Annotated in this window: 20 protein-coding genes and 1 pseudogene; 8 read left to right on the top strand and 13 right to left on the bottom strand. The window is 40.0% G+C overall.

Annotated features, from left to right (window positions below; genetic code table 11):
* The first annotated feature begins 383 nt into the window (after window positions 1-383).
* From L659_RS0121845 to L659_RS1000000123995, 6 genes and pseudogenes are all read left to right on the top strand, one after another.
* Entirely contained in the window at window positions 384-731 is a 348-nt protein-coding gene (locus L659_RS0121845) for a BufA1 family periplasmic bufferin-type metallophore (RefSeq protein WP_024591926.1), read from the top strand.
* Window positions 721-1,644: an MNIO family bufferin maturase gene (gene bufB / locus L659_RS0121840; RefSeq protein WP_024591925.1), complete on the top strand. Its 924-nt coding sequence runs from the start codon at window positions 721-723 to the stop codon at window positions 1,642-1,644. Before L659_RS0121845 ends, bufB begins: the two co-directional genes overlap by 11 nt.
* Complete coding sequence (locus tag L659_RS0121835) at window positions 1,644-2,471, top strand: HvfC/BufC N-terminal domain-containing protein (RefSeq protein ID WP_024591924.1); 828 nt, start codon at window positions 1,644-1,646, stop codon at window positions 2,469-2,471. The genes bufB and L659_RS0121835 overlap by 1 nt, the downstream gene beginning before the upstream one ends.
* A gap of 26 nt (window positions 2,472-2,497) precedes the next feature.
* The gene (locus L659_RS0121830; RefSeq protein WP_024591923.1) at window positions 2,498-3,046 is read left to right on the top strand and encodes a DoxX family protein; all 549 of its coding nucleotides are present in this window, start codon (window positions 2,498-2,500) and stop codon (window positions 3,044-3,046) included.
* Window positions 3,047-3,228: 182 nt separating this feature from the next.
* Window positions 3,229-4,482, top strand: coding sequence for a cation:proton antiporter (locus tag L659_RS0121825; RefSeq protein ID WP_024591922.1), 1,254 nt, complete (start codon window positions 3,229-3,231; stop codon window positions 4,480-4,482).
* Window positions 4,481-4,738, top strand: a pseudogene (locus L659_RS1000000123995) (hypothetical protein); the annotation flags it as partial. The gene L659_RS0121825 and the pseudogene L659_RS1000000123995, both read left to right, overlap by 2 nt.
* A gap of 272 nt (window positions 4,739-5,010) precedes the next feature.
* On the opposite strand, the gene L659_RS0121820 reads toward L659_RS1000000123995, so the two are convergent.
* The 4 genes from L659_RS0121820 to L659_RS0121805 all read right to left on the bottom strand — a co-directional run bounded on the left by L659_RS0121820 (window position 5,011) and on the right by L659_RS0121805 (window position 9,924).
* Window positions 5,011-7,350, bottom strand: coding sequence for an ABC transporter permease (locus tag L659_RS0121820; RefSeq protein ID WP_024591921.1), 2,340 nt, complete (start codon window positions 7,348-7,350; stop codon window positions 5,011-5,013).
* The gene (locus L659_RS0121815) at window positions 7,337-8,014 is read right to left on the bottom strand and encodes an ABC transporter ATP-binding protein (protein ID WP_024591920.1); all 678 of its coding nucleotides are present in this window, start codon (window positions 8,012-8,014) and stop codon (window positions 7,337-7,339) included. The genes L659_RS0121820 and L659_RS0121815 overlap by 14 nt, the downstream gene beginning before the upstream one ends.
* A 64-nt stretch (window positions 8,015-8,078) precedes the next feature.
* The gene (locus L659_RS0121810; RefSeq protein ID WP_024591919.1) at window positions 8,079-9,308 is read right to left on the bottom strand and encodes an efflux RND transporter periplasmic adaptor subunit; all 1,230 of its coding nucleotides are present in this window, start codon (window positions 9,306-9,308) and stop codon (window positions 8,079-8,081) included.
* 49 nt (window positions 9,309-9,357) lie between these two features.
* Complete coding sequence (locus L659_RS0121805) at window positions 9,358-9,924, bottom strand: hypothetical protein (RefSeq protein WP_024591918.1); 567 nt, start codon at window positions 9,922-9,924, stop codon at window positions 9,358-9,360.
* A gap of 333 nt (window positions 9,925-10,257) precedes the next feature.
* Here L659_RS0121805 and L659_RS0121795 point away from each other — a divergent pair, with 333 nt between their 5' ends.
* Together L659_RS0121795 and L659_RS0121790 are read left to right on the top strand one after the other, a co-directional pair.
* On the top strand, window positions 10,258-10,629 hold the full coding sequence (locus L659_RS0121795) for a DUF3703 domain-containing protein (protein WP_008165755.1): 372 nt from the start codon (window positions 10,258-10,260) through the stop codon (window positions 10,627-10,629).
* A 171-nt stretch (window positions 10,630-10,800) separates the two neighbouring features.
* Complete coding sequence (locus L659_RS0121790) at window positions 10,801-12,273, top strand: S41 family peptidase (protein ID WP_024591917.1); 1,473 nt, start codon at window positions 10,801-10,803, stop codon at window positions 12,271-12,273.
* Between the two features lie 50 nt (window positions 12,274-12,323).
* Here L659_RS0121790 and L659_RS0121785 read toward each other — a convergent pair whose 3' ends face one another.
* From L659_RS0121785 to L659_RS0121740, 9 genes are all read right to left on the bottom strand, one after another.
* A complete protein-coding gene (locus tag L659_RS0121785; protein ID WP_024591916.1) occupies window positions 12,324-15,257 on the bottom strand; it encodes a TonB-dependent receptor in 2,934 nt (977 codons plus the stop codon).
* A gap of 65 nt (window positions 15,258-15,322) precedes the next feature.
* Window positions 15,323-17,983 carry a glycoside hydrolase family 16 protein gene (locus L659_RS0121780; protein WP_024591915.1) on the bottom strand — a complete coding sequence of 887 codons (2,661 nt, stop codon included), beginning with the start codon at window positions 17,981-17,983 and terminating at the stop codon, window positions 15,323-15,325.
* Between the two features lie 422 nt (window positions 17,984-18,405).
* Entirely contained in the window at window positions 18,406-19,197 is a 792-nt protein-coding gene (locus L659_RS0121770) for a sterol desaturase family protein (RefSeq protein ID WP_024591914.1), read from the bottom strand.
* Window positions 19,190-19,870: a CDP-alcohol phosphatidyltransferase family protein gene (locus L659_RS0121765; RefSeq protein ID WP_024591913.1), complete on the bottom strand. Its 681-nt coding sequence runs from the start codon at window positions 19,868-19,870 to the stop codon at window positions 19,190-19,192. The genes L659_RS0121770 and L659_RS0121765 overlap by 8 nt, the downstream gene beginning before the upstream one ends.
* Before the next feature lie 32 nt (window positions 19,871-19,902).
* On the bottom strand, window positions 19,903-20,541 hold the full coding sequence (locus L659_RS0121760) for an ATP-binding cassette domain-containing protein (RefSeq protein WP_008165767.1): 639 nt from the start codon (window positions 20,539-20,541) through the stop codon (window positions 19,903-19,905).
* A gap of 71 nt (window positions 20,542-20,612) precedes the next feature.
* Window positions 20,613-22,367, bottom strand: a complete 1,755-nt coding sequence (locus tag L659_RS0121755) for an ABC transporter permease (RefSeq protein ID WP_024591912.1) — start codon at window positions 22,365-22,367, stop codon at window positions 20,613-20,615.
* Window positions 22,364-23,698 (bottom strand): ABC transporter substrate-binding protein, encoded by a 1,335-nt coding sequence (locus L659_RS0121750; protein ID WP_024591911.1) that lies wholly within the window; start codon window positions 23,696-23,698, stop codon window positions 22,364-22,366. Before L659_RS0121750 ends, L659_RS0121755 begins: the two co-directional genes overlap by 4 nt.
* Entirely contained in the window at window positions 23,685-24,503 is an 819-nt protein-coding gene (locus L659_RS0121745; RefSeq protein WP_024591910.1) for a DUF547 domain-containing protein, read from the bottom strand. Before L659_RS0121745 ends, L659_RS0121750 begins: the two co-directional genes overlap by 14 nt.
* Before the next feature lie 2 nt (window positions 24,504-24,505).
* A complete protein-coding gene (locus L659_RS0121740) occupies window positions 24,506-26,659 on the bottom strand; it encodes an FAD-dependent oxidoreductase (RefSeq protein ID WP_024591909.1) in 2,154 nt (717 codons plus the stop codon).
* Window position 26,660 lies beyond the last annotated feature (1 nt).

Raw genomic sequence — 26,660 nt, 5'->3', positions numbered from 1 at the left:
TTTGTATTAACTGCTTAGTCCACTATATTTACTTCTTGTTTACAGTTGTTTTTTCGTTGTAAGCGAATAATCTGAAAGTTTTTATAACAACGATAGGTCTATTAAATTGATAAAACGGCGATATTGCTTATCTCCATTGTGCTTGTTTATCAAAATATGAGTGTTTTTATACCAATTCGCTTAATTAAGTGATTTATTTTGAGGATGGAAAAACGTGTTGATAGCTAGGCAAAAAATTCGCTATTTAGTTGTTCTAAATGAGAATTTTTTAACGCAGGTAGCGACACGTTTAGCCCCGCAAAATGATTAAGTATTATTGCGGATTGGTATTATTAACAATCATTGATAAAACAAGAAAAAATATTTTAATCCGGAGCATAAAAATGAAAAAAGTAAATTTAACTAAGGCTTTATTAATCGGCGCATCAGCAGCAGTTTTAAGTGCGGGTGCTGTGGCAGGTCCAAACAGTCAATTAACCGTTGCAGAAGGTGCTTCAGCAAAAGTACAAGAGCAATTTAAAGGCTGGGTAGCTGGTGATAAAGTTCGCGGTCGTAAAGATAAATGTTTTGGTATTGCTTTAGCGGGTGAAAATGATTGTAAAGCAGGTGCAGGAACGAGTTGTGAAGGCACTTCAACGACAGACTTCCAAGCTAACGCATGGACATATGCACCTAAAGGTGTATGTGAATCAGTTGTAACTCCTAATGGTAAAGGCTCGCTTGAAGGTTAATAAAGCAGGTTTTCCCCAGTACATTGTTGCTGGGGAGCAATTAGGCGCAGGTCTTAGTTTAAAGCCAGAACATCTTGACGACATTTTAGCTTTACCAGTAGAACAGCTAGTTACAAATAATAATCTTTGGTTTGAAGTGCATACAGAAAATTATTTTGTAGCAGGTGGACCTCGGTTAAATTATTTGAGAGCTGTACGTGAAAATTTTGATATTAGTTTTCATGGTGTGGGTGGTTCACTAGGTTCTGATCATAAATCCATGCTTGCTCATACTAAACGAGTTAAAGCGTTAATTGATGAATTTCAACCAGCACTGGTATCTGAACATGCAGTGTGGTCTAAGTCTGACGGAAAATATTTTGCAGACTTAATGCCTTTACCTCGCACCCAAGATGCACTTGAGTCTTTAATTAATGGGATTGATTGTTACCAGACGGGCATAGATCGGTCAATCTTAGTAGAAAACCCAAGTAACTATTTAGATTTTATAAGTGATATGGATGAACCTCAGTTTTTAGTTGAGGCAGCTAAGCGCTCTGGTTGTGGCTTATTAATCGATATTAATAACTTATACATCAGTAGTAAAAACACGGGTATTGATGCGGTTGATTATTTAAAGCAGATCCCGGCTGAGCTTGTTGGAGAAATTCATATTGCAGGGCACGATCCGGACCCCGCTCTTGGTCAGTCACTATTGATAGACAGCCATGCAGCACCGGTGGCAACGCCTGTATGGGATTTGTTAGCACAAGCAATTGAGATATTTGGTCAGCGACCAGTACTTGTTGAGCGAGATGCTAATATTCCATCGTTTACAGAGCTTATGAGCGAGCGAGAAACTGCGCAAAGCTATTTGAATCAAAGTGAGTTACAAAGTCGCTTAAATATATCTCACAAAGAAGTGGTTCGCTAATGAGTACCAATCAATATATTGATGCTTTTACTCGTTATTTACGAACGGGCGATCCAAGTGCAATGGAGCATTTTTGCGAAAATCCATCGCACATTAAAAGACTAGCTGTATATCGAAACGGGTTTTATAAAGGCTGCGTTGATGCATTAATAGCTAACTTTCCTATGTGTGAAAAAAAAGTGGGTAGTGAGAACTTTCGAAAAATGGCACGACTTTATGTTGACCGTTTTCCGCCAGAGCAGGGCACTTTGGTCGGATACGGATTAAGTTTTCCAGACTTTATTGCAGGCTTGATTAAAGATAGTGAATTTGAAAATAAGCATATTTTTGAAGTCACTGTAAATCAGCAAAGTGCATCAGATTTATATATGAACTTAGTTGATATTGCGCATTTAGATTACGCGTGGCTAATGAGTTTGATGAGCGCTGATTCAAGTGAAGCCCTAACTATAGAGCATATTACTCAACTAATGGAACAAGGTATTGAGCTTACCGAGCTTAATGTAAAGCTTAGCCCCAGCGTACAATTACTTAGTGTGAATGGTTCTGCTTTTTTTGAATGGATTTCACTAAAAACAAATAATTACGGCGTTGATCAAGCAAAATCCCCTACAGACGATTTTGTTATGTTATGGCGCTTGCAAGGTGCGGTGCAAGCCCGTTCCCTTTGCTCTGCTGAAGTTAAACTTATGCAGGCTCTACAAGGTACAGGTAGGTCGTTGGGTGACGCTTTTGATGCAGCAGTAACAGTAGATGAAAACTTTGAAGTGAGCGAAGCTTTTACAGCATGCTTGCAAAATGAGTTATTAGAAATCCAAATCAATTAGTACACATTACAAGAGTAGGAATAAATATGGGCATGGTAAAAAAAATACAACAACTGTACGTGCAGATGGGAGAGCAGTTATTGCGGTTCTTAGAACCTATTGCACTGTTTTTTCTTCGCTTTATGGTCGCTAAGGTATTCCTCGACTCGGGGTTGAGCAAATGGGATGGCTTTTTACAATTTAATGTTGATAAATACGACCTATTTAAATACGAATTTTTCTGTCCTGATCCTGTTAGAGAAGGTGCCTTGCAGCTTTGTGATCCAAAAACCTTAGATTATGTTGATGGCTCATTTCTTGTAAAAGCAATTGAAACGCTTGCTGTGGTTGCTGGTGTTGTTGAAGTGTTACTCCCAGTATTACTGATTATCGGTTTGTTTTCTCGCTTTGCAGCGTTAGGCCTTATTGGTATGACACTGTTTATTCAGCTTGCAGTTTTTCCAACACTCGATCATTGGATTAATCCTGCATCGTGGTGGGCTGTTTCATTATTAGTAATTTTTGCTCGTGGACCTGGCTTTTTATCTATTGATAAGTTGCTTGGTTTAGACGCAAAACGTGCAGCAGCTAAATAAGCTTTTGCATATTAAAAGTTAAACGTAACCGGCAGGTTAATGTTATTTAGGTGCCGGTTATTATTTTAGATTAGGTAAACGAATACAAATTAACTCAATAAATTGTGCTGATTTAATATAACTAACCCCAGCCCTGATATTTTCTAATAAAAATACTAAGCCATGCCTAATAGGATCTCCCAATGGAAATAGGATTACTCATTCTTCTTTTTTCAGTTAGTGCTTACTCTATGCTAGCAAAAAAACTCTCTACCACTATTATCACAGCACCAATGGTATTTTTGGGTATTGGTTTTGCCGTATCACAGGCTGGACTTATTAATATAGGCGATGCACATGAAACCGTGTACTTAATAGCAGAAATATCGCTAGTTGTATTATTATTTTTAGATGCTTCACAAATAAACCTACGTAGATTAAAAAGGCAAAATACGTGGCCTTTAAGAATGCTATTGATAGGTTTGCCGTTGAGTATTTTGATTGGTACAGGCTTTGCTTATTTGTTTTTTCCACAGTGGCCTTGGGCAATGCTAGCCCTAGTTGCGGCAATTTTAGCACCGACTGATGCAGCTTTAGGTCAAGCGGTTGTTAGCAATGAGAGCGTACCTTTAAACGAGCGACAAAGTTTATCAGTTGAGAGCGGTTTAAATGACGGACTGGCATTACCTGTTATTTTATTTTTTGCCAGTATAGTTGCTATGGAAACCGGCTCTCAAGAAAATGAAATGTCATGGTTAGTGTTTGGATTTAGCCAAATATTTATAGGTATTTTGGTTGGTGCATTTATGGGGTTCTTGAGCGGACGTTTATTTTTATATACTGAGTCAAAAAAAATATCATCGACTATATATGAAGGCATTGGTGTTTTAGCATTAACGGGCACATCATACCTAATGGCAAGTTTACTGGGCGGAAATGGATTTATATCAGCGTTTGTTGCAGGTTTGGCCTTTGGTAATATTGTAAAAGGGCATTGCCGATTTATTTACCAATTTACTGAAAGTGAAGGGCAAATATTAATATGGACTTCGTTTGTTATTATTGGACTTGGCTTACTTCCTTCAGCTATTGAGCATTTAACCCTCCCTGTTGTTGGTTATATTTTAGTGAGTATATTTATTGTACGACCTCTTGCTATTTACCTATCGTTAATTGGCACTAAAGCTAAAGTATTAACAAAAGTGTTTATGGGCTTCTTTGGTCCAAGGGGCCTTGCAACAGCACTTTTTGCACTTATTATTTCTAAAGATATATTGGGCGAATACGGTCACTCAGTTTTAATTATTGCAATTAACGCTGTATGGATGAGCACTTTAATACACGGTATTGCAGCAGCACCTATGGCTAATTGGTACGGCGCTAAAATTAAAGTGCTAAAAATTAAATCAAGAGAGCTCGCAAAACTAAAAAAAAAAGTAGCAATTGAACCAAAATAGGAGCTCAGCTATGCCACATCAAACAATGCCAAAAGGACTTCCGTTTGAGCTTACATCGTACCTTGAACTAACTGGGCGTTGTATATGAGAAGGCAAACGCGGGTATATTGAAAGTACACATTGACCCTTACTGCCAAGAGTCAACATTGCCCCCGAAAACTGGTTAAAACTCACTACGTAATTTACGCGCGTATTCTGTGGTGCAGTAGGCAGGCCTATCTCACAAGCAAGTTACTGCGAAAAGCTACTCGCATAAAATGTAAACTACTCAGTAAAAAATTAAAACTGCATCATGCAGTCAATACGATGCGTGTAATTTAGGCTTAACAGTGATAATGGCTTGTTTAATGTGTGGCGCGTGCGTAACGATATAAAAAAGCGAGTGCTTAACTTAAAAAAGTAAATTTAGGGTAAAGCTTTGTTTATTCAACTAGAGTGGCTGTCTAGTTGTGCCCATTAGCAAAAGGGACTAAATAATAAGTGATTGCTACATTAGGCTATGTATATCCACACACAGCCTAATATCACCTACAAGTCTCTTAAAGCTTGCTGAATAGGGGTTTTAAGTAATTTAACTAAAGGCGACAAAGTTGCAGTTACACACAATATTAGTGTGGTTAAAAGTGCGATGAATAATGCAAGTAAGTCAAAGCCAAGTAAAGTTGATCCAATCAATTTATAAAAAATAAAACACGTAATGAGCGCCAATATAAAAGCAAAGAGTATTTGTTTGCAGCGATTAAAAACGATAAAACCGTCAGTAGCCCCTATAGCTAACAATACACAAATAGATTGTTTATCTAGCCTAAGTTGCGCGAGTACTTGATACCATAAGCCACTAAAGATCCCTGCAAGAATGATCAGTGTAATTATTAATCCAAACCAAAGTAAATCAGTTGATTGTTGATCAAATTTGGCCAAAATATCTGCTAATGTTGCTGCTTTATGGATATTAATATTTGAGGCTTGTTCGCTTAACCAACGATTAAAGTCACTGTTGTTACTAAGTGCGTCAATGTTGCTTGATAGAATTGAAAAATTTTTTAACACTTCCTCATCATATATATTCAAGGGTAAATATAAAGTGGGCATAATGCTTTGCCTGCGACCCCAATGAGGGATATCCTCACTGATCCCAATAATTGTGAGTTGCTGGTTTTCTAAACCGTAACTAATCGTCGTGCCAATGAGTGAACTCAGCTCTTGCGTACTACTTAAATGCTTAGCAAGGGCGTGGTTGATGATCACACCATTTTGCCAATTAGCTAATTGTTTCCCTTGAACATCCACATCAAGTAAATCAAAAAAATGGCTACTCACATAGCTTGTTTTGATATCCATAGCTTCCTTTGCACCTTGCCCAGCAAGCGTATACTGTTGTAATTTTTCAAAAGGGGATGACAAAATTACTGCTTGCGGGTCTACTTGCTGTATCTTATTTAAGGCTTGGCGCCAAGAAATCGCAAAGTGTCCAGAGTCTACACTTACCTGAGCAACAGATAAGTTAATATTGCTGTGTTTATATTTTTGCCACTGAGAGAGAGCAACATTACTCAGCGCATAGGTGGCTGTTAGAGCAACGCTTAATTGAATGACTAAAATTCCTCCGGCTAACGCCTTTTGAAACAACGACACTCGCGTATTTGCCATACGAGTAAACAATGATCCTTTGAGCAAATTTACAAGGGGTATGAGTGAACATAAAATTACGCTCACAGTTATCATTGCGATTGCACTGATAAAACTTACACTATCTACAGACAAGTATTTATCAGTAAATAATAATTGGTAGCTGGTACTGCTAGTTATTAACTGACTAAGTAAGTATAGACTTAATACACTAAGCAAACTTATTACCACGATTTTCAGACATGAAAAAAGGAGCGCAGGTCGAATAAAGTCGTTCGATTGTGCGCCTAACAACTGTAAGGTTTTATACTCATCGGCAAACACAATTGCTTTACTGCTGGAAATTGAAAACAAACTAAATGTTAAAATAAAAAACAGTGTAACAATTAAACCTAATAATAACTGCCATAGTAGTACCATATGCTGATATGACTTAGGGTCAAAATTTATGCCCGAAAAAATAACTAGCGGCAATGGTGATTTACCAAAAGACATACCTTTAACACTTAAATCTATACTCTCCAATTGTTTTTTTGTTTGCTCAGGATCAAAAGACATTTTTGCAGAGAACACGCCATAATATAAAGGTGCAGCTTGTAAAAATCGGTCTACCATTGAGTCATTGGTAAAAGGAGTGGAATAGCGCAAAATATCTTCTGGTAGCCATACATCGACATGATTAACTCCCACTTGATTATATTTTTTATTTAAAACACCAAGAATTTGTATACCTCGCTCAAGGCGTTTATAGGAAAGTATTTTTCCTTTAATATTGGCATCACTTTTGAGTGTTTCTCGCCAAAACTTTTCAGTGATCCACGCACCAGACACTTTGTTATTTTTTAGCACGTCAATCGCTAAATTGTCGGCCATATTAGGTGAAAAAATAGCACTTCTGACATTGCTTAACTTTGCGTTATCAACCGAAAAGTTGAACTCTTTAAACACGAGCCATGACACATCTTCAACCATTGGTAGTGTTTTTAGCTGATCAAGCGCTTGTTTACTAACTGCACTTAAACGGTTATCTTCACTTAATCTACCTAATGTATACAAAGGCTTATTTGTATTGGTCCAGCTTGGGTTTTCATAAAAAAGCATACTGCCTAAGCGCAACGCGATACTTAAAAGGGCGGCGGTTAAAGCAAAGCCTAATAATAATATAGCCAGTTTTAAATATTGCCCACGCCAACGTCGCCATTGTGTCAACAGCTCAAAGCCTAGATTACTTACCATCATAATCTATCCGCCCATCTAAAATTCTGATCCGGCGCTTGCAGCGTTGTGCAACGCTTTCATCGTGTGTAACGACTATGAGTGTGCTGCCTTTATCACATAGCGTCTGTAATAACGCAATTACTTCATCACCCGTAGCTTGATCAAGGTTTCCCGTCGGTTCATCCGCTAATATCAGCGCAGGTTTATTTACCAGAGCCCTTGCAATGGCAACACGTTGCTGTTGGCCACCCGAAAGCTTATCTGGCGTGGTGGCGTGTTTGTCTAGTAACCCCACATCATTAAGCGCCTCTTTTGCACGGTCAATGTACTCACTAGATTTTATGGCTTTATTAAAGCGCATAGGCTGCACTACATTCTCCAGCACTGTCATACTGGCTATTAAATTAAAGTTTTGAAATATCCAGCCTATGTGGGCATTGCGCACCAAACTCTTTTGTTTACGGGTCAACGCTGTAATGTTTTCACTACGCAGTAAATAGTCACCAGCCGTTGGTTCATCGAGTAAACCAATAATAGATAATAGAGTTGACTTACCACTACCAGAAGGGCCCAAAATGGCGATTGATTCACCATCATTAATTGTTAAATTAATGTCTTCCAATACAGGCTTGGCATTGGCTGAAAATGACTTTGATACTTGCTCTAACGTAATTAACTGCTCCACTGTGCGCTCCTTAGCTGGGGTTGTTGTTTTTATTGTTATACCTATTTTTATTTTTACATCGCTTTTATAATTCAGTTAAATCATTTGGAAGTGTGCTTAATACTAAATCCCCTTCATTTAACCCAGCTAAAATTTCAATATATTGCTCACCCTGTAAGCCTATTGTTACTTCTTTAGCAAAAATTTCTCCCTCTTCGTATATATATACATTTTGTGTTAGTTGGCGAGGGTTTAAATAAATGGGTTTGGCGATACGTAATGCGTTTGCTTTGTCTGCTACTAATACGTTGGCAGCAATAGATAAGTTACTGATTGCAGATGTAGGTACTTGCTGTATAAATGCAGCTTCTAGTTTTATTTGATTCGCCTCAATACTTGGAAACACCCGCACAACTTTTGCGTTATATAAAGTGCCTTTAATTTCAACCTTCACAGGCATGCCTATTTTTATAGTATCAGCTGCGCTTGCGGGGGCGAGTAATTCGGCATAAAGGCTATTTTTATCTGATAGTTTAGCCAGTACCGTTCCTTTACTCACGGCTTGCCCAACATCAATTTCATCAAGCAACTCTGTTAAAATACCACCTTGTGAGGTTTTTATTTCAAGATTTTGTACATCGCTGTATGTGAGGGCGAGCTGTTGTTTTTCAGATTCAAGGGTTAGGTCTAATGCTTTTTCCTCATACTCACGCGCCGTTAAAAAAGCTTTTTCACTGCGTTTTGTTAAATCTAATTTTAAGCGAATTTGTTCAAGCCGCGTTTTAGCTTTTAAAAAATCAAGCTCACTTAGTAGCTGCTGTTTATGTAATACATCTAAAGTGGCAATTTCTTGCTCTGCAAATTTTAGTTCGCTTTGCGCCATAGCAACGTCGTTAGCCAGTTGCGTTGCTTCGCGCTGTAATTTAGCTAGTGCTGATACATGCATTGCTTGTGCTTTTTGCCAGTTTAATTTTGCTATATCGTATTGGCGTAATAACTGCGGGTTAGATAACGTAAGTACAACGGTATTGCTGGCTAAATGACTACCCGGCAGCACATTTAATTGGCTTACATGGCCATCAATTTGTGCCACTAAACTACTTGACACGCGGGGTTTTAACCGACCAAACACGGCAACTTGCTGCTGTACTGCACCTTTTTCTACCGCTGAATATTTGATTTCGTAAGCTTTATCACTAAATAATACCGTCAGCACAAGCCAAATTGTTGCCACTAATAACAATACACCCAAAGCAAACAGTAAAACAGTTCGCGATTTTATTAAGTTAGAATCTTGCTTTGGAATAGTTAACATTTATTGCCCTTTTAGCTACTAAGCACGCATGGCGCTAAAAAATTAAACACTATTGCGGGTTGAATCCTATTAATGGGATCTCAATTAAATACCACGGGATAGTTGCATGCTTTTTCAGAGTAAGTGCAGCACTTTTTCGTCTTTTATTGGCTTCGATTAATAATTTGGTAAAAGCTCCACCTTCTGAATACAGATAAGTGCCGTCTTTTGGGTCAGTTGGTGTATCAAAGTATAAATACAAATAGTGGGCGTTTGCAGGTACTTGTATATTTGTAAAAGCGAGAAACTCTTCACGGGTGATATTAACGTTGAGTTGCTCATTGTTTAAGACACTTTTTAAATCAGGGGCGACTTTAATTGCTTCTTCATAACTGAGCCAATGCGTGTTGCGAATATCAAAAAGGTAGCCGGTTTGGTAAGTTGCGTAACCGCCAGCATTTAAAAAAAACTGTTCGAAGGTGTCAAAGCGCTTGGTAGTGCCGAGTTGCCACTGTTCTACTTTATTGGCTTTATCAGTAAAGCTTTTCATTTCTTCAGTGATCTGTATCTTGGCAAAGCTACTCATATGGGTAAAAAGTAATGCAGTAAAAGCTAGTTTTAGAAGGTGTTTTATCATTTTAATCTCCATTTAAAATGCAAACCCTAAATTGGGTGCTTTCTATACTATCTAATGGTTTTTATTTTGTAAATATAATGTTTATTTTTTAAAATTAAACTAGACACCTATCATAAACCTTACTTTTTTAGTCTAAATAAAAGCCACTCAAACACCCGTAATCCCTTTTAAAACGCCAATTAAAACAACATTAAACTCTTTTTTATATGCTGAGTAAAAGTACAGCAATAGATTGAACCAAAATAGGAACTCGGTTATTGTTTGAGTATTCATAAACATAGGTTATAAACGAGTTGCTTTAAATACTCGTTATACACTTACAAGGATAGAAGTATGTTTAGTCAATTCACTAAAAATATAAAACCATATGTAAATGCCGAATTAGATTTAGCTCATTTAGCTAATAAAAATGGCAAGTTTATAGAGGCATTTGAGCATTTAGAAAATGCTCATGTACTCGGTCAAGAATCTACTTATTTTCATGTTAAAGTGCATATATTGATGTTTTGCTGGGCGTTTAAGCAAAACGATTTACGTGAGCTTTTAGGACAAATATTTCGTATTGTTGGAGCTGCTACCAAAACTGCGTTTGGATTAATTCCCAGCGGTAACACAGGCGGGGCAAACGTCAGCCCCTTTAAAGCTATGCCTATCTCTGCTGAGTATTCAGATTATATTGCACGCGCTAAATCAGATGTACAATAAAAATAATTTATTACTGATTAGTGTGTAGTACTTCATTTTTAGCGAAAACACGTTACCCGACTAATTTTTTAAAAACGCTTCAGTTAGCTAACTAGTTCTTAATTATAAATAAAAGTAAACTTTGTACTATTGTCAGCTTATATTTAAAAGTTAATAATTAAACGGATTTTTATGACTATAAAAACAAAAATAACCAATCATGTATTGCTCTGCGCTTTACTACTATCACCAATTATAAATGCCGCACAAGAGCACGCAGAACCTACAACAAAAGCGCAGTGGCGCAGTATAACAGAGCGCGATATTAACGCGGCTTATAGTATTACTGCACATAATCACCCTGGTATGTTTGATGTTAATAACCCAACTTTCCCTGATTTATTAAAACAAGCAAAAGCAGAGGCGCTTGCATTGTCGGCACAAGCGAGTGGGCCGCAGGTTCATGTTGCGTCAATTGCACGTTTTAGTACTGTGTTACAAGATGGTCATGCTGGCGCGTTTTCAAGCGTAGATAGACCCGCGCGCCGCTGGCCGGGCTTTAGAGCTGTATGGCGAGGTGATGCGCTAAAAGTGTATTACAGCGAAACCAAAAATATTAGTAAAGGTGATGTTGTAAGCCAATGTGATGGGCAAAGCACTGATACCTTAATGCGTGAGAGAATATTTAAGTTTCATGGTGAGGTGGCACAACCTGGGCATTGGTGGCAGCAAGGTTGGCGGTTACTAATTGACGAGGGCAATCCATTTTTAACTCCCCTAAAAGCATGCGAATTTGTTAAAGCCAATGGCGATACCTATACACACGTATTAAATTGGTCTGAGAGGCCTAAGTCAGCAAGCAAGCATTTAGAAAATGCTTATAACGGTGATGAACTCCCCATTGATTTAACCTGGCCTGAAAAAAACATTGGTTGGATTGCTATGCCTAGCTTTTCATCAACCGATAAACAAACTACTGCCTACAATAAAGTGTTTGAAAAAATACAACAGCAACGTAGCAAGCTACTTACTGCAAAAGCCGTGGTATTAGATTTGCGCCATAACCAAGGCGGCTCATCTTACTGGAGCTCACAAATAGGAAAAGGATTATGGGGCCAAAAAGTAGTAGAACAAAAAACAGCTGGTACTACTCAAAACGAGCAAGTGTGGTGGAGAGCTTCAAAAGATAATACTGACTTTGTAGAGTCTTTATTAGAGGTCGTAAAGGATAAGCCTGAACTACTGAAAATCGTAAAAACTGTAGCAGCGGGTATGGCTTTATCACTTAAAAATGATGCCCCGTTTTATGTAGAAGAAAAGACTAATACGCTAAATAACATACCACATACACCTTTAGTGAGTGACTTTAAAACCAAGGTGTTTGTTATAGTGCCGCCGCAATGTGCGAGTGCTTGTTTAGATGCACTTGATAAGTTTAAGCTTTTTGAAAATACAACGTTGTTTGGTGCGCCAAGTAGTGCTGATTCTATGTATATGGAGGTACGTTTAGCTGATTTACCTTCAGGCTTAGGCAAAGTGATTGTACCTAACAAAGTATACGTAAACAGAGCGCGAGGGGCAGGGGCTTACTACAAGCCGGACGTTGCGTATAACGGCATTGATTGGACAACTAATGTGTTGCTTGAGCAAATAAAAACGCTATAAAAAAGCCGCTTGTTATAACAAGCGGCTTGATCTTCTAACTAGGAAATAGTTTAGAACGTGTAACGAGCACCAATTGAGTAACGTGGACCGTATTGATTAGCAAATAAGAATTGCTCTTCGTAACGTCCGTAACCTTCTTCGGTGGCATTATTTAAGTTTATGCCATCAAAAAATACCGTTACGTTTTCGTTTACATCGTAGTTAACGCTCATATCCCATTGGCCATACGCTTTAGCATATTGCGGAGGCGCATCAGCTGAACCTTGCGCTTGGCCAACACCAATTAGGTATGAGTCGCGCCATGCATAAGTAATTTTAACTGATAGGCCGTCTTTTTCGTAAAAGCCTTGGAAGTTAGCTGAGTCACTTAAGCCTGTAAGCGGTGCTTGTTGATCAAGGCTTTCGCTATCAAATTCTACGTCGCCATCTACAAATGTTGCGTTAACACCAATACCAAAACCGGTTTCACCAATTAGATGCTGTACTGCAACTTCAAAACCATCTACCGATTTACTGTCGGTATTTTGTGGTTGGCTAATATTCCATGTAATTAGCGGATCGTCGCTGTTTGGTTCAATAACGCCATTTGCATTGCCGTAACCGCTGGCAATCATTTGTGCAAAAATAGCATCGGTTGTTGCTTGCTCACCACGTGATTCAATTTCACTCACGGCTTGTAAATAACGAGGGCCGTTTAAAATGTCGTGTAAGCCATCAATAGTGATTTGCGTAATGGTGGTTTGAATAAAGTTATCAACATCTTTTTTAAAGTAACCAACAGACGCGTAGCTGCCTTCTGCGTAGTAATACTCAAGTGATAAATCAAGGTTTGTTGATTCAAACGGTAATAAGTTTGTATTACCTTGGCCACCTGTACGAGAACCTGGTTTTGGGCTGCCTGTTAAACTACGACCACCGGCTAGATTACCTAGTGGTGCACGCGACATTGTTTTACCCCAAGATACGCGGGCTACTACGTCTTCAGTTAAATCAACACTTACGTCGATTGAAGGCAGTAAAACATCGTAATCACCTTGTTGCTCTAAGAAGTTATCATCGCCGCCAGCAGCGTATTGCATGATCCACTCTGAAGCGCTGATCCAATTAACTTGATCTTCAACGCGTTGGCGCACAGTACTGGTTACGTCTGTTTGCTCATAGCGTAGGCCTGCATTTACTTTTACGTAGTAGTTACTTACGTCAAATTCCCAGCTTGATTGAACATAAAAGCTATCAGTGATTTCTTCTACGTAGCTCTCGCTATCTATTCCGTCTGCGTATGCATTAGCTGTATATGCATCGCCGCCTGTTACATCAGCCGTTAAATACGCAATTTGGCGTGCAACAGCTTCGTCAAAATCGTAGGTATAGTAGTAACCAGGTTGTAAGTCGCTGCCGCCGCCATCAAACTGATCTAAAAGGCCTGATGTATCGTTGCGGGTAAACATACTATCTGGGAATATTTCTGTATACGATGGGTTAAAGCCTGGACCACCTACTAAACCACTCCACGCGGTGTAACCACCGGTGTTTTGTTCTGTACGTGATGCGCCAAATTTAACTTTAACTAAACCAATGTCATAGCTTTCGTTATACCATGTCGTATGCAGTTGTAATTGTTCAATGTTTGATTCACCAGGTGAATGAATAAACTGACTAAAGTTTGAATCAATTTCGCCAGGCGTTAATTCACTTGTGCCATTTAACCAATTAACTTGTGCACTGGGTACTTCGCCCGTACGGTAATCATAAATTTTATTAGCTAGCTGATCAGAACCTAAAATTACTTGACCGGCACTTCCCAGCCCATTGTCGGCGCCGTTATCAGTTTCGTTTTTAGAGTCGTGGTAATCAAGCTCTACGTGCCACGTGTCGCTAATTTCCCAATCTAAGTTTAAACCAATAGAACGCGCTTTTACTTCTGAAGTGCCTTTATTAGCTGTGAATGACGCGTCATTACCGCTAATATCAGCATAAACAGCTGTGCCATTTTCATCTAATTCGTAGCCATTAAGATTGCTACCAAAGTCGTTCCAAATACCCCAACCAATACTCTGAGAACCTGTTACAGCTTTACTTGCAGTGTAATCAAGTGTTGCTACAAAGCCATCTACTGGTGCAAACTGAAAAGTAACTTGTCCGTTTGTACGTTCACGTTCTACATCTTCAATAGAGTAGTTCATGTCTTTAGGGAAGTAGTAGTTACCTGCAGGGTTTGTACGGTTATCAACTACGTTGCTGCTATCTAAATCAGGTAAGTCTACATTTGCCTGCCAGCCTTGGATATTGGCACTTTGTTTTTGAAAGTCACGCTCTTGGTGTGAAAATGAAAAACCAAAACCAAAAGTGTCATCTACAAAAGTATTGCTGTAAACAGTAGAGAACTCTGGTGTTACGTCATCGCCAGCTTCGTTCGACGAGTCGTGATTTGCTTTAACGGTTGCTGAAAAATTTTGACCCGGCTTTTGAAAAGGGCGCGCAGTAGAAATATTAACTGTTGCACCTAAGCCACCGCTTGGCACGTCTGCACGTGCTGTTTTAAATACTTCAAGCGCACTTACGCCTTCAGAGGCGATGTTTTCAAGGTTGTACGAACGTGTATAACCTGTGCCCGGCATTTGGCGACCATTTAAGGTAATTAAGTTAAACTCAGGACCAAAACCACGTACTGTAATTTGGCTACCCTCACCGTTTGCGCGACTAACCGATACACCGGTAATACGTTGTAATGATTCTGCTAAGTTGGTATCTGGGAATTTACCCATTTCTTCAGACGAAATGGCATCTACAATACCAGAAGAGTCGCGTTTCATATCCATAGAACGAATAAGTGAACCACGAATACCTTTTACTTCAATAACTTCTACATCAGATGAAACGCTTGTTTGTGCTTCTGCCGCAATAGCTGTGTTTAATGTGCTCGCAGCAATGATGAGAGACACAGAAGCCGCAAGTCGACTCTTTTTAAAATTAAATGTGTTCATAATAGCTCTGCTTTATAAAATGTTGTTGTGTAGCAATAGGCGCTAAGCGCCTATTGGTGTGTGTTTTATGGATTTGCAATAATCACGTTGTCTATACGGTAAAGCGCGCCATCGCCCATGTCCCAGCTAGGAAAAACCATAATTACGTTTAATGCGCTAATGTCTAGGCCGGCATCAAATAATTGCTGAAGAGGGAAGGTGTATGTTTGCCATTCGCCCGTTACAGGTACTTGGCCTTCAACACTGCTAGATAAAGCAAGCTCTACGGCACTCGATGTACCAATTGATTCAATTTTAAATAGCCATTGTGCGTCAATATCTGAAGGCGCAGAGACTAGTTTCATATCAAATTGAACTACACCATTTTCAAGTATTGCAGAGGCATCGAACGATACGTCTTCATCAGCAATAAAGCCCATTACTGTAGCAGTAGAACCAATGCTAAATTGCGCTACTGCGCCATGCGCGTCATCATCGGTTTCTGTTGTTGGTGTAGAGCCACCACAACAATCCCAAATACTCCATTGCTCGGCCGCTGCATCTTTAAATACAGTAAGCTCACCCGTTGCAGCTGGCGCTGCATTTGGATTATAAATTTTAACGTTATCTACACGGTAAACAGAGCCTTCACCTGCACCCCATGCTGGAAAAATCATCAGTACATCTATAGTACTTACATCTAAGCCAGCAGCTGCAAGATCAGACAGTTTAAATGTATATGTTTGCCACTCGCCAGTAACTGGTGCTACGCCTTCAACACTTGCCGTAAGTTCAAGCTCTACTGCTGAGTCGCCGCCATTTGATTCAACTTTAAATAACCACGGTGTTGCTGGGTCGCTCGGTGCAGACGTTACTTTTAAATCAAACTGAATAACACCTTCGTCTAAAATGCTGCTAGCATCAAATGACTCACCTGCGCCATTGGCATCAGTGCGGCTGTTAAAGCCCATTACAGTAGGTTCTGCACCAATGCTAAACTCTGCGGTTAAACCATGTTCTTCATCATCCATAGCTTCAACAGGCGTTGAGCCACCACAACAATCCCACATTGGCCATGCTAGGTTTTGCTCATCAGTAAAAATAGTAAGCTCAGGTGATACGCCTAAGTTATCTTGAGTAATCTCAACATCGTCGATTAAATAAACAGCGCCTTCACCTGCGCCCCATGCTGGAAACACCATGATCACATCAATTGCACTAATATCTAAATTTGCAGCATCTAAATCTTTTAGTAAAAATGTATAAGTTTGCCATTGGCCAACAACAGGGCTTACGCCTTCAATGCTATCTGTAATCGGCATTTCTAATGCGCTAGAACCTTCATTACTTTCAAGTTTTACAAGCCAAGCTGCATCAGCAGTGCCTGGTGCATTTGTTACTTTCATTTTAAAACGAACGTAACCTTCATCCAGCATTGGAGATGCATCAAACGGGCTGGCTTTTCCTGCTTCGTCAGTAATAAAAATCTCACGGCTAATAAAGCCCATTACAGTGGGTTCTGCACCTACTACAAATTCAACTACATTACCTTGGGTTTCATCTGCAACAATAGCGGGAGTAGATCCTCCACAACAATCCCATGCAGGCCAATTTGGATTAAATGACTCACCAAAAATAGTCAGTGGTGTTGCAATGCCTGTCGAAGGTGGGCTAGGAATTGGTGCATCGCCTTCAAGCAAAGCATCGTCTAGGCTATTGTAACCCGGGCGAATAGTTTCACAGCCTTTACCTGTTTCAGGGTTTGATGCACATTGATAAACGCGTACGTAATCAATAGCAAAGGTTTGGCCGTTTTCAAATGCGCTAGCATCTACACCTAAATCATTTACGTTTTCAGGCCAGTCACCGCCTACTGCTAGGTTTAGCAATAAGTGAAAGTCTTTATCAAATGGCGCGCTATCCCAATGTGTTGTAAGTTCGCCAGAACCTTGTTCAAAGTATTCTGCAAACCAACCGCGATGTTTTAGGCCTACAGCCTCGTCACTTGCATTAGTACGAACTTCAGATTGACGCTGAGTTGCATAAAGGTAACCGTCTACGTACCAGCGAATTTCACCTTCTTGCCATTCAACAGCATACGTGTGGAAATCATCTGCCGGGTTAGTATTTTCAGGGAATTTAAATTCTTTGCCCGTAGAGCTGTTATCTGGCCACGCGCGTCCGTAATGAAGTGTGCCGTGGATGCTTGACTCTATTCCACCGTCTTCATCCGGTGTTTTAAGATTTACTGATTCTAAAACATCTATTTCGCCAGAACGAGGCCAAGTGCCGTAAACTTCATCTGTTGGCAGCATCCAAAATGCTGGCCAGCTACCTTGTCCTGATGGAAGTTTGGCGCGCACTTCAAAGCGACCATACGTAAAGTCAGCGTTGTAACGCGTATTTAAGCGCGCTGAAGTGTAAGGCTTTTCTGCACCTTCTTCAGCGGGTAGGGCAACAATGTTTAACACACCGTCTGCAATAAATGCATTTTGCTCGCTGTCGGTGTAACACTGTTTCTCGTTGTTACCACCGCCATTGCAGTTTAATTCATAGTTCCATTTGTTTGTATCAATGGCTGAGCCTTCAAACTCGTCGCTCCAAACCATTTGCCAATCTGATACTGGTTCAGAGGCATCTACATTTTCAAAATTTGATTTAGTGGCAGAGTCGCCACCACAGCCAGCTAACGTAACTAAAGAGATAGCGGCAAGTAAACGTGTAATGTGCGTTGTTTCAATGTTCATAACTGAACCCCGGTTTCAACAGATTATTGTCAGATTAATTGTTTTTTTGAGCTTTGTTTTTTCGTGCTGTAAGCGCTTACATTTTGATATGTGTTTTGTAAGCGCTTACAAATGATATTGTGGAGTACGCAAATGGTCAACATATTTGTTTATTTTATTTACAATTAGTTTACGGTAAGACCAGTTTACCAATTTGGATGGGTGTGTAAATTATCATTTAAAATAGAGGGTTATACTATTTATGTTTTTTGATGGGAGCAAGAACGGAATATTTTTTACGTCAAAAAGTAGGAAAGGACTTAACAATTAAAAGGTTAGTGACAGGTATATTTATAGTATTTAAAGAGTATTTTGTTTATACCAATCTACATAAAAGTAATTTTAAGTGGATTGGTATTGTATGAGATAAAATATGCTTGTTTTTACTTGTTTTTAAAAGGCATTGAAAGTAATCCCCAAAGCGAGGCATTTTGCTTTTGGCTTGGGTATTCTTTTAAGCCAATATTTATATCTGCGTCGGCTTTTTTTGCTTTATCTTTGTAGCTACCAAATAATTTATCCCACCAAATTACACTAAAACCATAGTTTGAGTTAGTTTCGCTAACCACTTGGCTATGGTGAATTCGATGCAATATTTGCGTCATTAATATTAAACGCAGTGGTTTTTCAATGGCATTAGGTAAGCGTATATTTGCATGATTAAATAATGCTAAACCATTAAGTGCTATTTCAAATATAAGTACCGCAATGGCAGGTACGCCAAGAGCAGTTACTGCAATGAGTTTTATAAGTATGCTCAGCACAATTTCGATAGGGTGAAAGCGCAAGCCAGTACTTGTATCTACATGTGCATCGGCGTGGTGTACACGGTGCAAACGCCATAAAATAGGCACTTGATGAAATAATCTATGCTGCCAATAAATTAATATATCGAGTAAAAGTATGCTCAATATAATAATTAAACTGCTTGGTAGGGCTATTTGATTAAATAAGCCAATGCCGTGCTCTTGAGTGTAAAGTGCAACAGCGGTTAACCCAATAGGGACCACTAAGCGCGCAATAACTGATGAAGCAAACACTAACCCAAAATTAGCAAACCAACGTGTACTGCTTTTAATAGGTGCTTGGCGAGCAGGCTTTTGCCATTCAAGCAGCATCATTATAATTAAAATGCTAAAAAAGCTGCCGAGTCGCCACCATACTTCATTAGTCATTTATTACCTCAGAATTTGCACTGCTAGGCATGTTTTCAGCTGCTTTGTTAGCATCGGCTTCTTGTTGCTTAAGCGTGTGATAACCGCCATGTATACGGGTAAAAATAGTTATGCCACACGCAATAGCAAAAATGCTCGCCATAACCGCAAAGTGCTGCGGCCAAATACAAAATGCAATAAATAGCGCTATTGTTTCAGTGCCTTCGGTTAAGCCGTTTAAGTAGTAAAAGCTTTTGTATTTAAATTGCGGTTTTTCGAGTTTAAATTTTTCGGCGGCAATCGCAAAAGCTAAAAAGCTTGAGCCCGTACCAATAAAAGTGGCAAGTAATATCGAACCCGCTATCGCGTTTTGCTCAGGGTTTGCCAAAATAAAGCCAAGCGGAATAGCCGCGTAAAATAAAAAGTCGAGTGTGATATCTAAAAAGCCACCCGCGCTTGAACTTTGGTTTGCATAGCGTGCTAATGCGCCATCAAGTCCATCTAAAATTCGATTTAAAGCAATGGCAACTAATGCGCCGTACCACATTTCAAACGCCAGTAATGGCACGGCTAATAAGCCAACTAAAAAGCCTACAACAGTGAGCTGATCGGCGGTTATGCCGCGTTTATGCATAAGCATAACCACAGGTGTTAAAAGTGGCTTAATTACAGGGGTGATAAATTTGTCTAGCATGTTTTTTGCCTTATGCGTATTAAAGCTATGTATTAAAGTGCGCTACTTAAAGTAATGAGTTTGCCATTTGCAGCGTCGGCGTCGCTATGGTCATGAGTTACCATAATTGCAGGTAGCTTATGATCGCGTATTTGGCTAAACACGAGTTCGCGTGTATCAACACGCAATTGGGTGTCGAGTTTGCTAAAGGGTTCGTCGAGTAAAATGGCTTTAGGTTCGCTCAGCAGCATACGTAATAATGCAACACGGGCTTGTTGCCCGCCCGATAAGTTATCGGGGTGACGATTGCCCATATCTTTAAGACCTACTTGCTCAAGTGCATGTTCTATTTTTTCAAGACGTTGTTTTTTATTACCTTTGGGCATTGCAAAGGCAATGTTACCAGCAACAGTTAAATGCGAAAACAATAAAGCGTCTTGATAAAGCACTCCAATATGGCGTAAGTGTGGAGGGGTGTTATCGATATTTTGACCATTAAGCCACACCTCTCCATTGGCCTTAAAGCTACTTGGTAAAGTACCCGTAAGCCAATTTAATAAGCTTGATTTACCACTGCCCGATGGGCCCATAATAGTCAGAATTTCACCGCCATTAACTTGCTCGTTTAAGCTAAGTAGCAACTCATTTTGGCGATAAAGCTGACAATTTTTAATCTGTAACGATGACTGCATTAAAAAACCTTAACCCTGATAGTGTTAAACATGGGTGCTTTAAATATGTGCACTTTTAAACTTGCGTACTTTTAAACACGTGCACTTTTGAAAAAATATTTAGGTAAACCCCATGCCAGTATAAATCCAATAAGTGGCAACGCCATTTGCATAATAGCGTACACGGCACTGGTGCGTCTGCTTGCGCCATTGGCAAGCGTAACAGCTTCGGTTGTTATTGTGGCTATGCGCCCGCCGCCAGCTAAAAGCGTGGGGAGGTATTGTCCAAAACTAATTGCTAAGCCCAGTGCGGCTGCAATTAAAATAGGGGCAAACAACTGAGGTAGTTTTACTTTAAAAAACACCTTGCATGGCGCTGCGCCTAGACTTGCTGCAACATGAGCAAAACGAGGATCTAAGCGCCTATAGCTGCTCGCAAGTGACAAAAACACATAAGGCAACACAAACAGTAAATGAGTAAGTACTACATTAAAAAATGCAGCTTGGTTATTTACCAATTGTTGTATCCATACTAGCCCAAACAAAAAGGCAATACTGGGTACTAATAACGGTAAGTAAATAATTAAACTGGTAAAACGAGAAATAGGTTTGTCACTCAACTGCTCTGATTCTAAACACAATAAAGTAAGAATAATGGCAAATAGTGTGGTTACTAAACCGATTGCTAGCGTATTAAAAAGCGGGCTGCCCATTTGCATTAGCGCACTTTTAAAATGCAGTAGCGTAAATTGCTCAGGCATTGCATCTGGAAAACGCCAAAAACCTGCAACCGACCACATAACTAGACCAATAAGTGACAACAGTATAAAGCTAATTACTAATGTGGTGAGTACTACCGTTATTTTTTGCCAATAAAATCCACCGTATTCGCGCACCCCATTAGTGAGCGAGTCGCTAAATAATACTTTTACGGCTTTTTCTCCGCCAAGCCAAAGCGCTAATAACCCGCCTGTAACAGCCAGTTGTAATAAAGCACCTGCTGAGGCTTTAATACGCAGGTTTAAATCAACATCGTTAAACCAATGCATTATTGCAACGGCCAACGTGGGTGGTGTATTTGGGCCTAATATAAGAGGCATTTCTACACTTGCGCTTGCATAGGCAAGCACTGCTAAAAGGGGTAAGCGCAGCAGCGGATAAAGACTTGGCAGTATTACTTTAAAAAAGGCGGTCATTGGACAATAACCTAAGTTAAGCGCAACCTTATGTTGTTGGCGTAATTTTTTGCCAAGCTCAGGTTGAGCAAGTACGCCCAGTGCCATTAATAATAAAAAGGGAAGCTCTTTTAGTGTTAAGCCTAAAATAATACTAATACCGAACGAATCATGCGGAAACATGCCGTTTGGCGCAAGTTCCCAGCCGCTTAACCAAGGCGACGCTAAGCGTGAAATCATACCTGAAGGGGCAATTAAAAACCCTACTGCAATAGCCGCGGCGGCATGAGGTATCACTAATATAGGGCTCAATAAACGCTGAATTCGGTTAAGCCACGGGCTATTAAAAAACGCAGCTAAAATCATTAAGGTAATGATAAATGCAAGCAGAGTACTTATTAAGCCCGTTGCAACGCTTAAGGTAACCATTTGAGTAAGGCCAGGTGTTTGCCAAAGGGCATTAAAACCTTGCAAGCTAAACGTTGTTTGCTCAAGTACGGGCGCATAACCAAAGGCAGGCAGCAATACGCTAATTAAGCCACCAAGTACGGGTAGTATAAGTAAAGCGAGTAAAAATCGCGGGCTAAATTTTACAATGCGCGTAAACATATCGGTGCTGCACTGCGTTGTTGCTTTGGTATTTACTGGTACACTTTTTGAAATAACGCTCATTGGCTTACTCCATAACGGGTTTGCCAACCTTGCATAATGGCGTTTACCCAGCTTGGATGAGGTTCGCTCAATGTGCGTTTAATACTGTTTAAAGGCAGTGCACTTGGATGCGGTTTAGCTGTTTTAAATAAGGCTTGCTGATCAGGCGTTAACGTTGATTGAATAAGTACGCTTTTATCGCCCCATATATGCGCTTTTTGCTTTTGAGCTTGCGCTTCAGGGCTGAGTAAAAAATTAGCCACTAATTGCGCACTTTGCTGGTGGCTTGCATTGTAAGGGATTGCCACAAAATGGGTATTACTTAAACTGCCATCACTCATTGCGTAACTGCGAATGCTGTTTGGTAAATCATAGCGTTTTACAGCTGCCGGTACTTCAGGTGCTGAAAAAGTAAAGGCTAAACTCAACTCTGTATCGTCCACAAGGCGGCGCATTTGAGCACCACTTTGCATAAAATGAGTGCCACCACGCCAAAGAGTTGGGTGTAGTTTATCTAAAAAGTCCCACAGTGAGTTTAACACTTGCGCTGTATTTTTAGTTGTAGCTGGTTGGTTTAGCTGCGCTTTAATATTTTCGCTGCTTTGCTGATGCAGTACAACTAAGGCGTATTTTAAAAAGCTCATACCTAAAAAGTCAGGCGGCTTTGGGTAACTAAAGCGACCAGGGTTTTGCGCGCTCCAGTTTAATAATTCGTTTAATGTCGTCGGCAATTTATTGTTTGCCTTACCATTTATTGCAATGCTGTCGTAATAAAACGTAAGTGACGCTTGCCCCCATGGAGCCTCCATCCCATTGGTAGGTAAACCAAAATCAAATGTTACAGCAGGGTTATTAGCCGGATCGGTTAATGCAAAGTAGGGAAGTTTACTCGCCCATTGCTTTAAAAGCAGAGAGTGCTCACTCATGGTGGCAAAGTTAGCCCCGTTGATCCACATTAAATCTACGCTGCCTTGGTTGTTATTGTTTGCTGATTTTTCGGCAAGTACACGACTTACTGCTTCGCTGGTGTCACTTAATTTTACATGCACTAAGTTAATGTTGTACTTAGTTTTAACTTGCTGCGCTGCCCATTGAATATAAGCATTTATTTGCGCGTCGCCGCCCCATGCATAAAAGTATACATCTTGATTGCTACCAAGTGTTTGAATTTGTTGCCAGCCAGATCCCTGTTGTGTGTTAATTACTAAATTACTTTTACTATTTGAGTTAATAACGGTATTAGCAAACGCGGTGCTCGAAAAAGCAGCTAAATTTGCGATTGTACAAACGCAAAACGCGACACAGCAAAAGCTGTATCGCGCCTGTGTTTGCCAAAACTTAATGGCGAACATTTAAATCCCAGTTATAGTCTAAAAATTTAACTTTCATGTCATCATTTTTAAGTGCTTTTTGCTGAGCGGGTATCAGTTTAAGTGCATCGCTGTATTGCAAGAAAAACTGCTGTAGCGTATTTGTACCTCTAAAGCCTTTTTCAAAGTCGTCGCCGTACCACTTAAATATTGAAGACACGCTTAGCGTATTTTCTTGAGCCATATTACGTGTCATATCTGATAAAAAGCGCACCGTTTGCTCTTGCAATTGGCTTTCTAAATCAGTGGCTGTATACGCTTCTTCTCGAAGCGCTGGGCAACCAATACTCGCGCAATTTACTGCAAAGTGAATGCGTGGGTCGTTGTATTTACCGCTGCCACGTATTAAACCATGCTCTATACCATCAAGGCTGCGAGTTTTGCCAAGTAATGGCACAAACTCTTTACTCCATGGTGAGCTAAAAAAGCTTCCTAAGTCTTTAATTGACTTGAGATCAGGGTACTTAGTTAAAATAAGCTCAACAGTCCACGCATTATAAGCATTGATTAAAAAAGCGAGTTGCTTAGGCTTTTCCCATGCGTCAAATTCGCTTTGCGTTACAGCCGTTAACGAATCTAAATACGTTTTTAGCTGTGCATGCTCACGTTTTATAGCAGCGTAATCAACCTCAGTACTGTGATTATGGTTAATAGCAACAACATGCTTATTTAACAATGCATTCCAGCTATCGTGCATGTTTTGGGCTTGGGCCGAAAATGACGTTGCAAACGATGTTACAACTAAAGCCGAACCAAGTAGCAATGCTTTTAGAGGTGTTTTAAACATAATTAACCTCGACGCCAAGTGTGGTATTTTTCAAGCAAGTTAAGCACTTTTTCAGGTGCATGAGCGCGTTTCCACTCACCTGCTGCGTATTTGTTACCTTCAGCCCAAGTAGGGTAGCTGTGTATAGTACCGAGTATTTTGTTAAGACCTAAGCCGTGTTTCATTGCCAGTACAAACTCAGCAATCAAATCGCCAGCGTGTTCAGACACCACAGTAACACCGAGTATTTTGTCTTTGCCTTTGGGTGTAATCACTTTAATAAAGCCTTTTGTAGCGCTGTCGGTAATTGCACGGTCTAGCTCTTCAAATTCAAAGCGAGTAATTTCGTAATCTATGCCTTTGTCTTTTGCGTCTTGCTCGTTTAAGCCAACACGTGCTACTTCTGGGTCAATAAATGTAGTCCACGGAATAACACGGTAATCTACTTTAAACTTTTTAAGGTGACCAAATAAGCCATTTACAGCTGCGTACCAACCCTGATGGGCTGCCACGTGTGTAAATTGGTATGGACCTACAATATCGCCTGCTGCAAAAATATTAGGGTACAGTGTTTCAAGGTACTCGTTAGTTACTACTGTGCGGTTTGTTTCTATGCCTAGCTCTTCAAGACCGTAACCTTTAAGGCGCGCACTTCTACCAACGGCACATAATAGCTCGTCATATTCAATATCTATTTCTTTGTCGTTATGTTTAACAACAATATATTTTTTACCATCGCGTGTTTCACAACGAAGTGCTTGGTGCGATGTTAAAATATTAACGCCACTTTCGGTTAACGCTTCGTGAGCAAAAGTAGACACTTCAAGGTCTTCTTTGATCATGATGCGTTCGCTCATTTCAATTTGCGTAACACTTGAACCTAAACGTGCAAAGCTTTGTGCTAATTCGCTACCAATTGGACCGCCACCTAGTACTACAAGTTTTTTAGGTGCCTCATCTAGCTCTGTAAATTTATTCCACAATGTATCGCTTGTTACATAGCCTGTTTCTTCAATACCAGGTAGTGGCGGTACAAATGGGCGTGCGCCAGTGGCAATCACAATAGTACGGGCAGTGAGTGTTTGCGTGCCGCCATCGTTAAGTTTAATTTCTACAGTCCACGGGTCGATTAATTTACCGTAACCTTTTACAACATCTACGCCTAAGTCGGTGTAACGCTCAACACTGTCGTGTGGTGCTACATCGGCAATTACTTTGTGTACACGTGCCATTACTTTTTTGAACGAAAACTGTGGTGTTGCGTTTTCTAGACCGTAGTTTTCACCGTGGCGAATTTGCTCTGCAATTTTAGCGCTTTTAATAACTGCTTTACTTGGAACACAACCGTAGTTTAAACAGTCGCCGCCCATTTCGCCGGCTTCAATAAGGGTTACTTTTGCTTTAACAGCAGCGGCTATATAACTTGTTACCAAACCACCTGCGCCTGCACCAATAACAATCATGTTACGGTCGAATTTTTTAGGCTTAGTGTAGTTTTTGTATACGCGACGTTTTTTAAACACGTTTAAGATTCCTTTAGCAATGAATGGGAAAATGCCCAATAAAGCGAATGATAAGATTAAGTTGAATGATAAAATTCCAGATAAGCTCTCTATTTGCGCCAGTTGCGTACCTGCGTTAACAAATACAAATGTACCGGCTAGCATACCTGCTTGGCTTACCCAGTAATAAGTCCATGACTTTATTGAGGTAACACCCATTAGTAAATTGATTAAAAAGAACGGAAACACCGGCACTAAACGAAGGGTAAATAAGTAAAATCCACCTTCTTTTTCAACGCCTGCATCAATTGCGGCTAAGCGCTCAGGAAAACGTTGTTTAATAGTGTCGCGTAGTAAGTAACGCGATACTAAAAAGGCAAGTGTTGCGCCAATAGTTGAGGCAAAAGATGCAACCAATAAGCCTTCAACTAAGCCAAATAATGCACCTGCTGCAAGTGTCAAAATAGCCGCGCCCGGTAACGAGAGAGCTGTTACTACTACGTACAGTAAAAAGAACCCACCAATAACCAACAACGGTGACTGCTCTTTGTAATCGCTAAACTGATCCATTGACCCTTTTAAGCCATCAAGCGTAAGTAGTTGGTGTAAGTCAAAATGAAAGAACAGGCCGACGGCGGCCGCTGCAATCAATAATAAAAATATTTTTTTAATCATG

It is taken from the genome of Pseudoalteromonas sp. S8-8 (assembly GCF_000497875.1).
GTDB lineage: Bacteria > Pseudomonadota > Gammaproteobacteria > Enterobacterales > Alteromonadaceae > Pseudoalteromonas > Pseudoalteromonas arctica.
The sequence above is the reverse complement of the archived record's forward strand: the minus strand, read 5'-3'. Positions and strand labels throughout refer to the sequence as shown.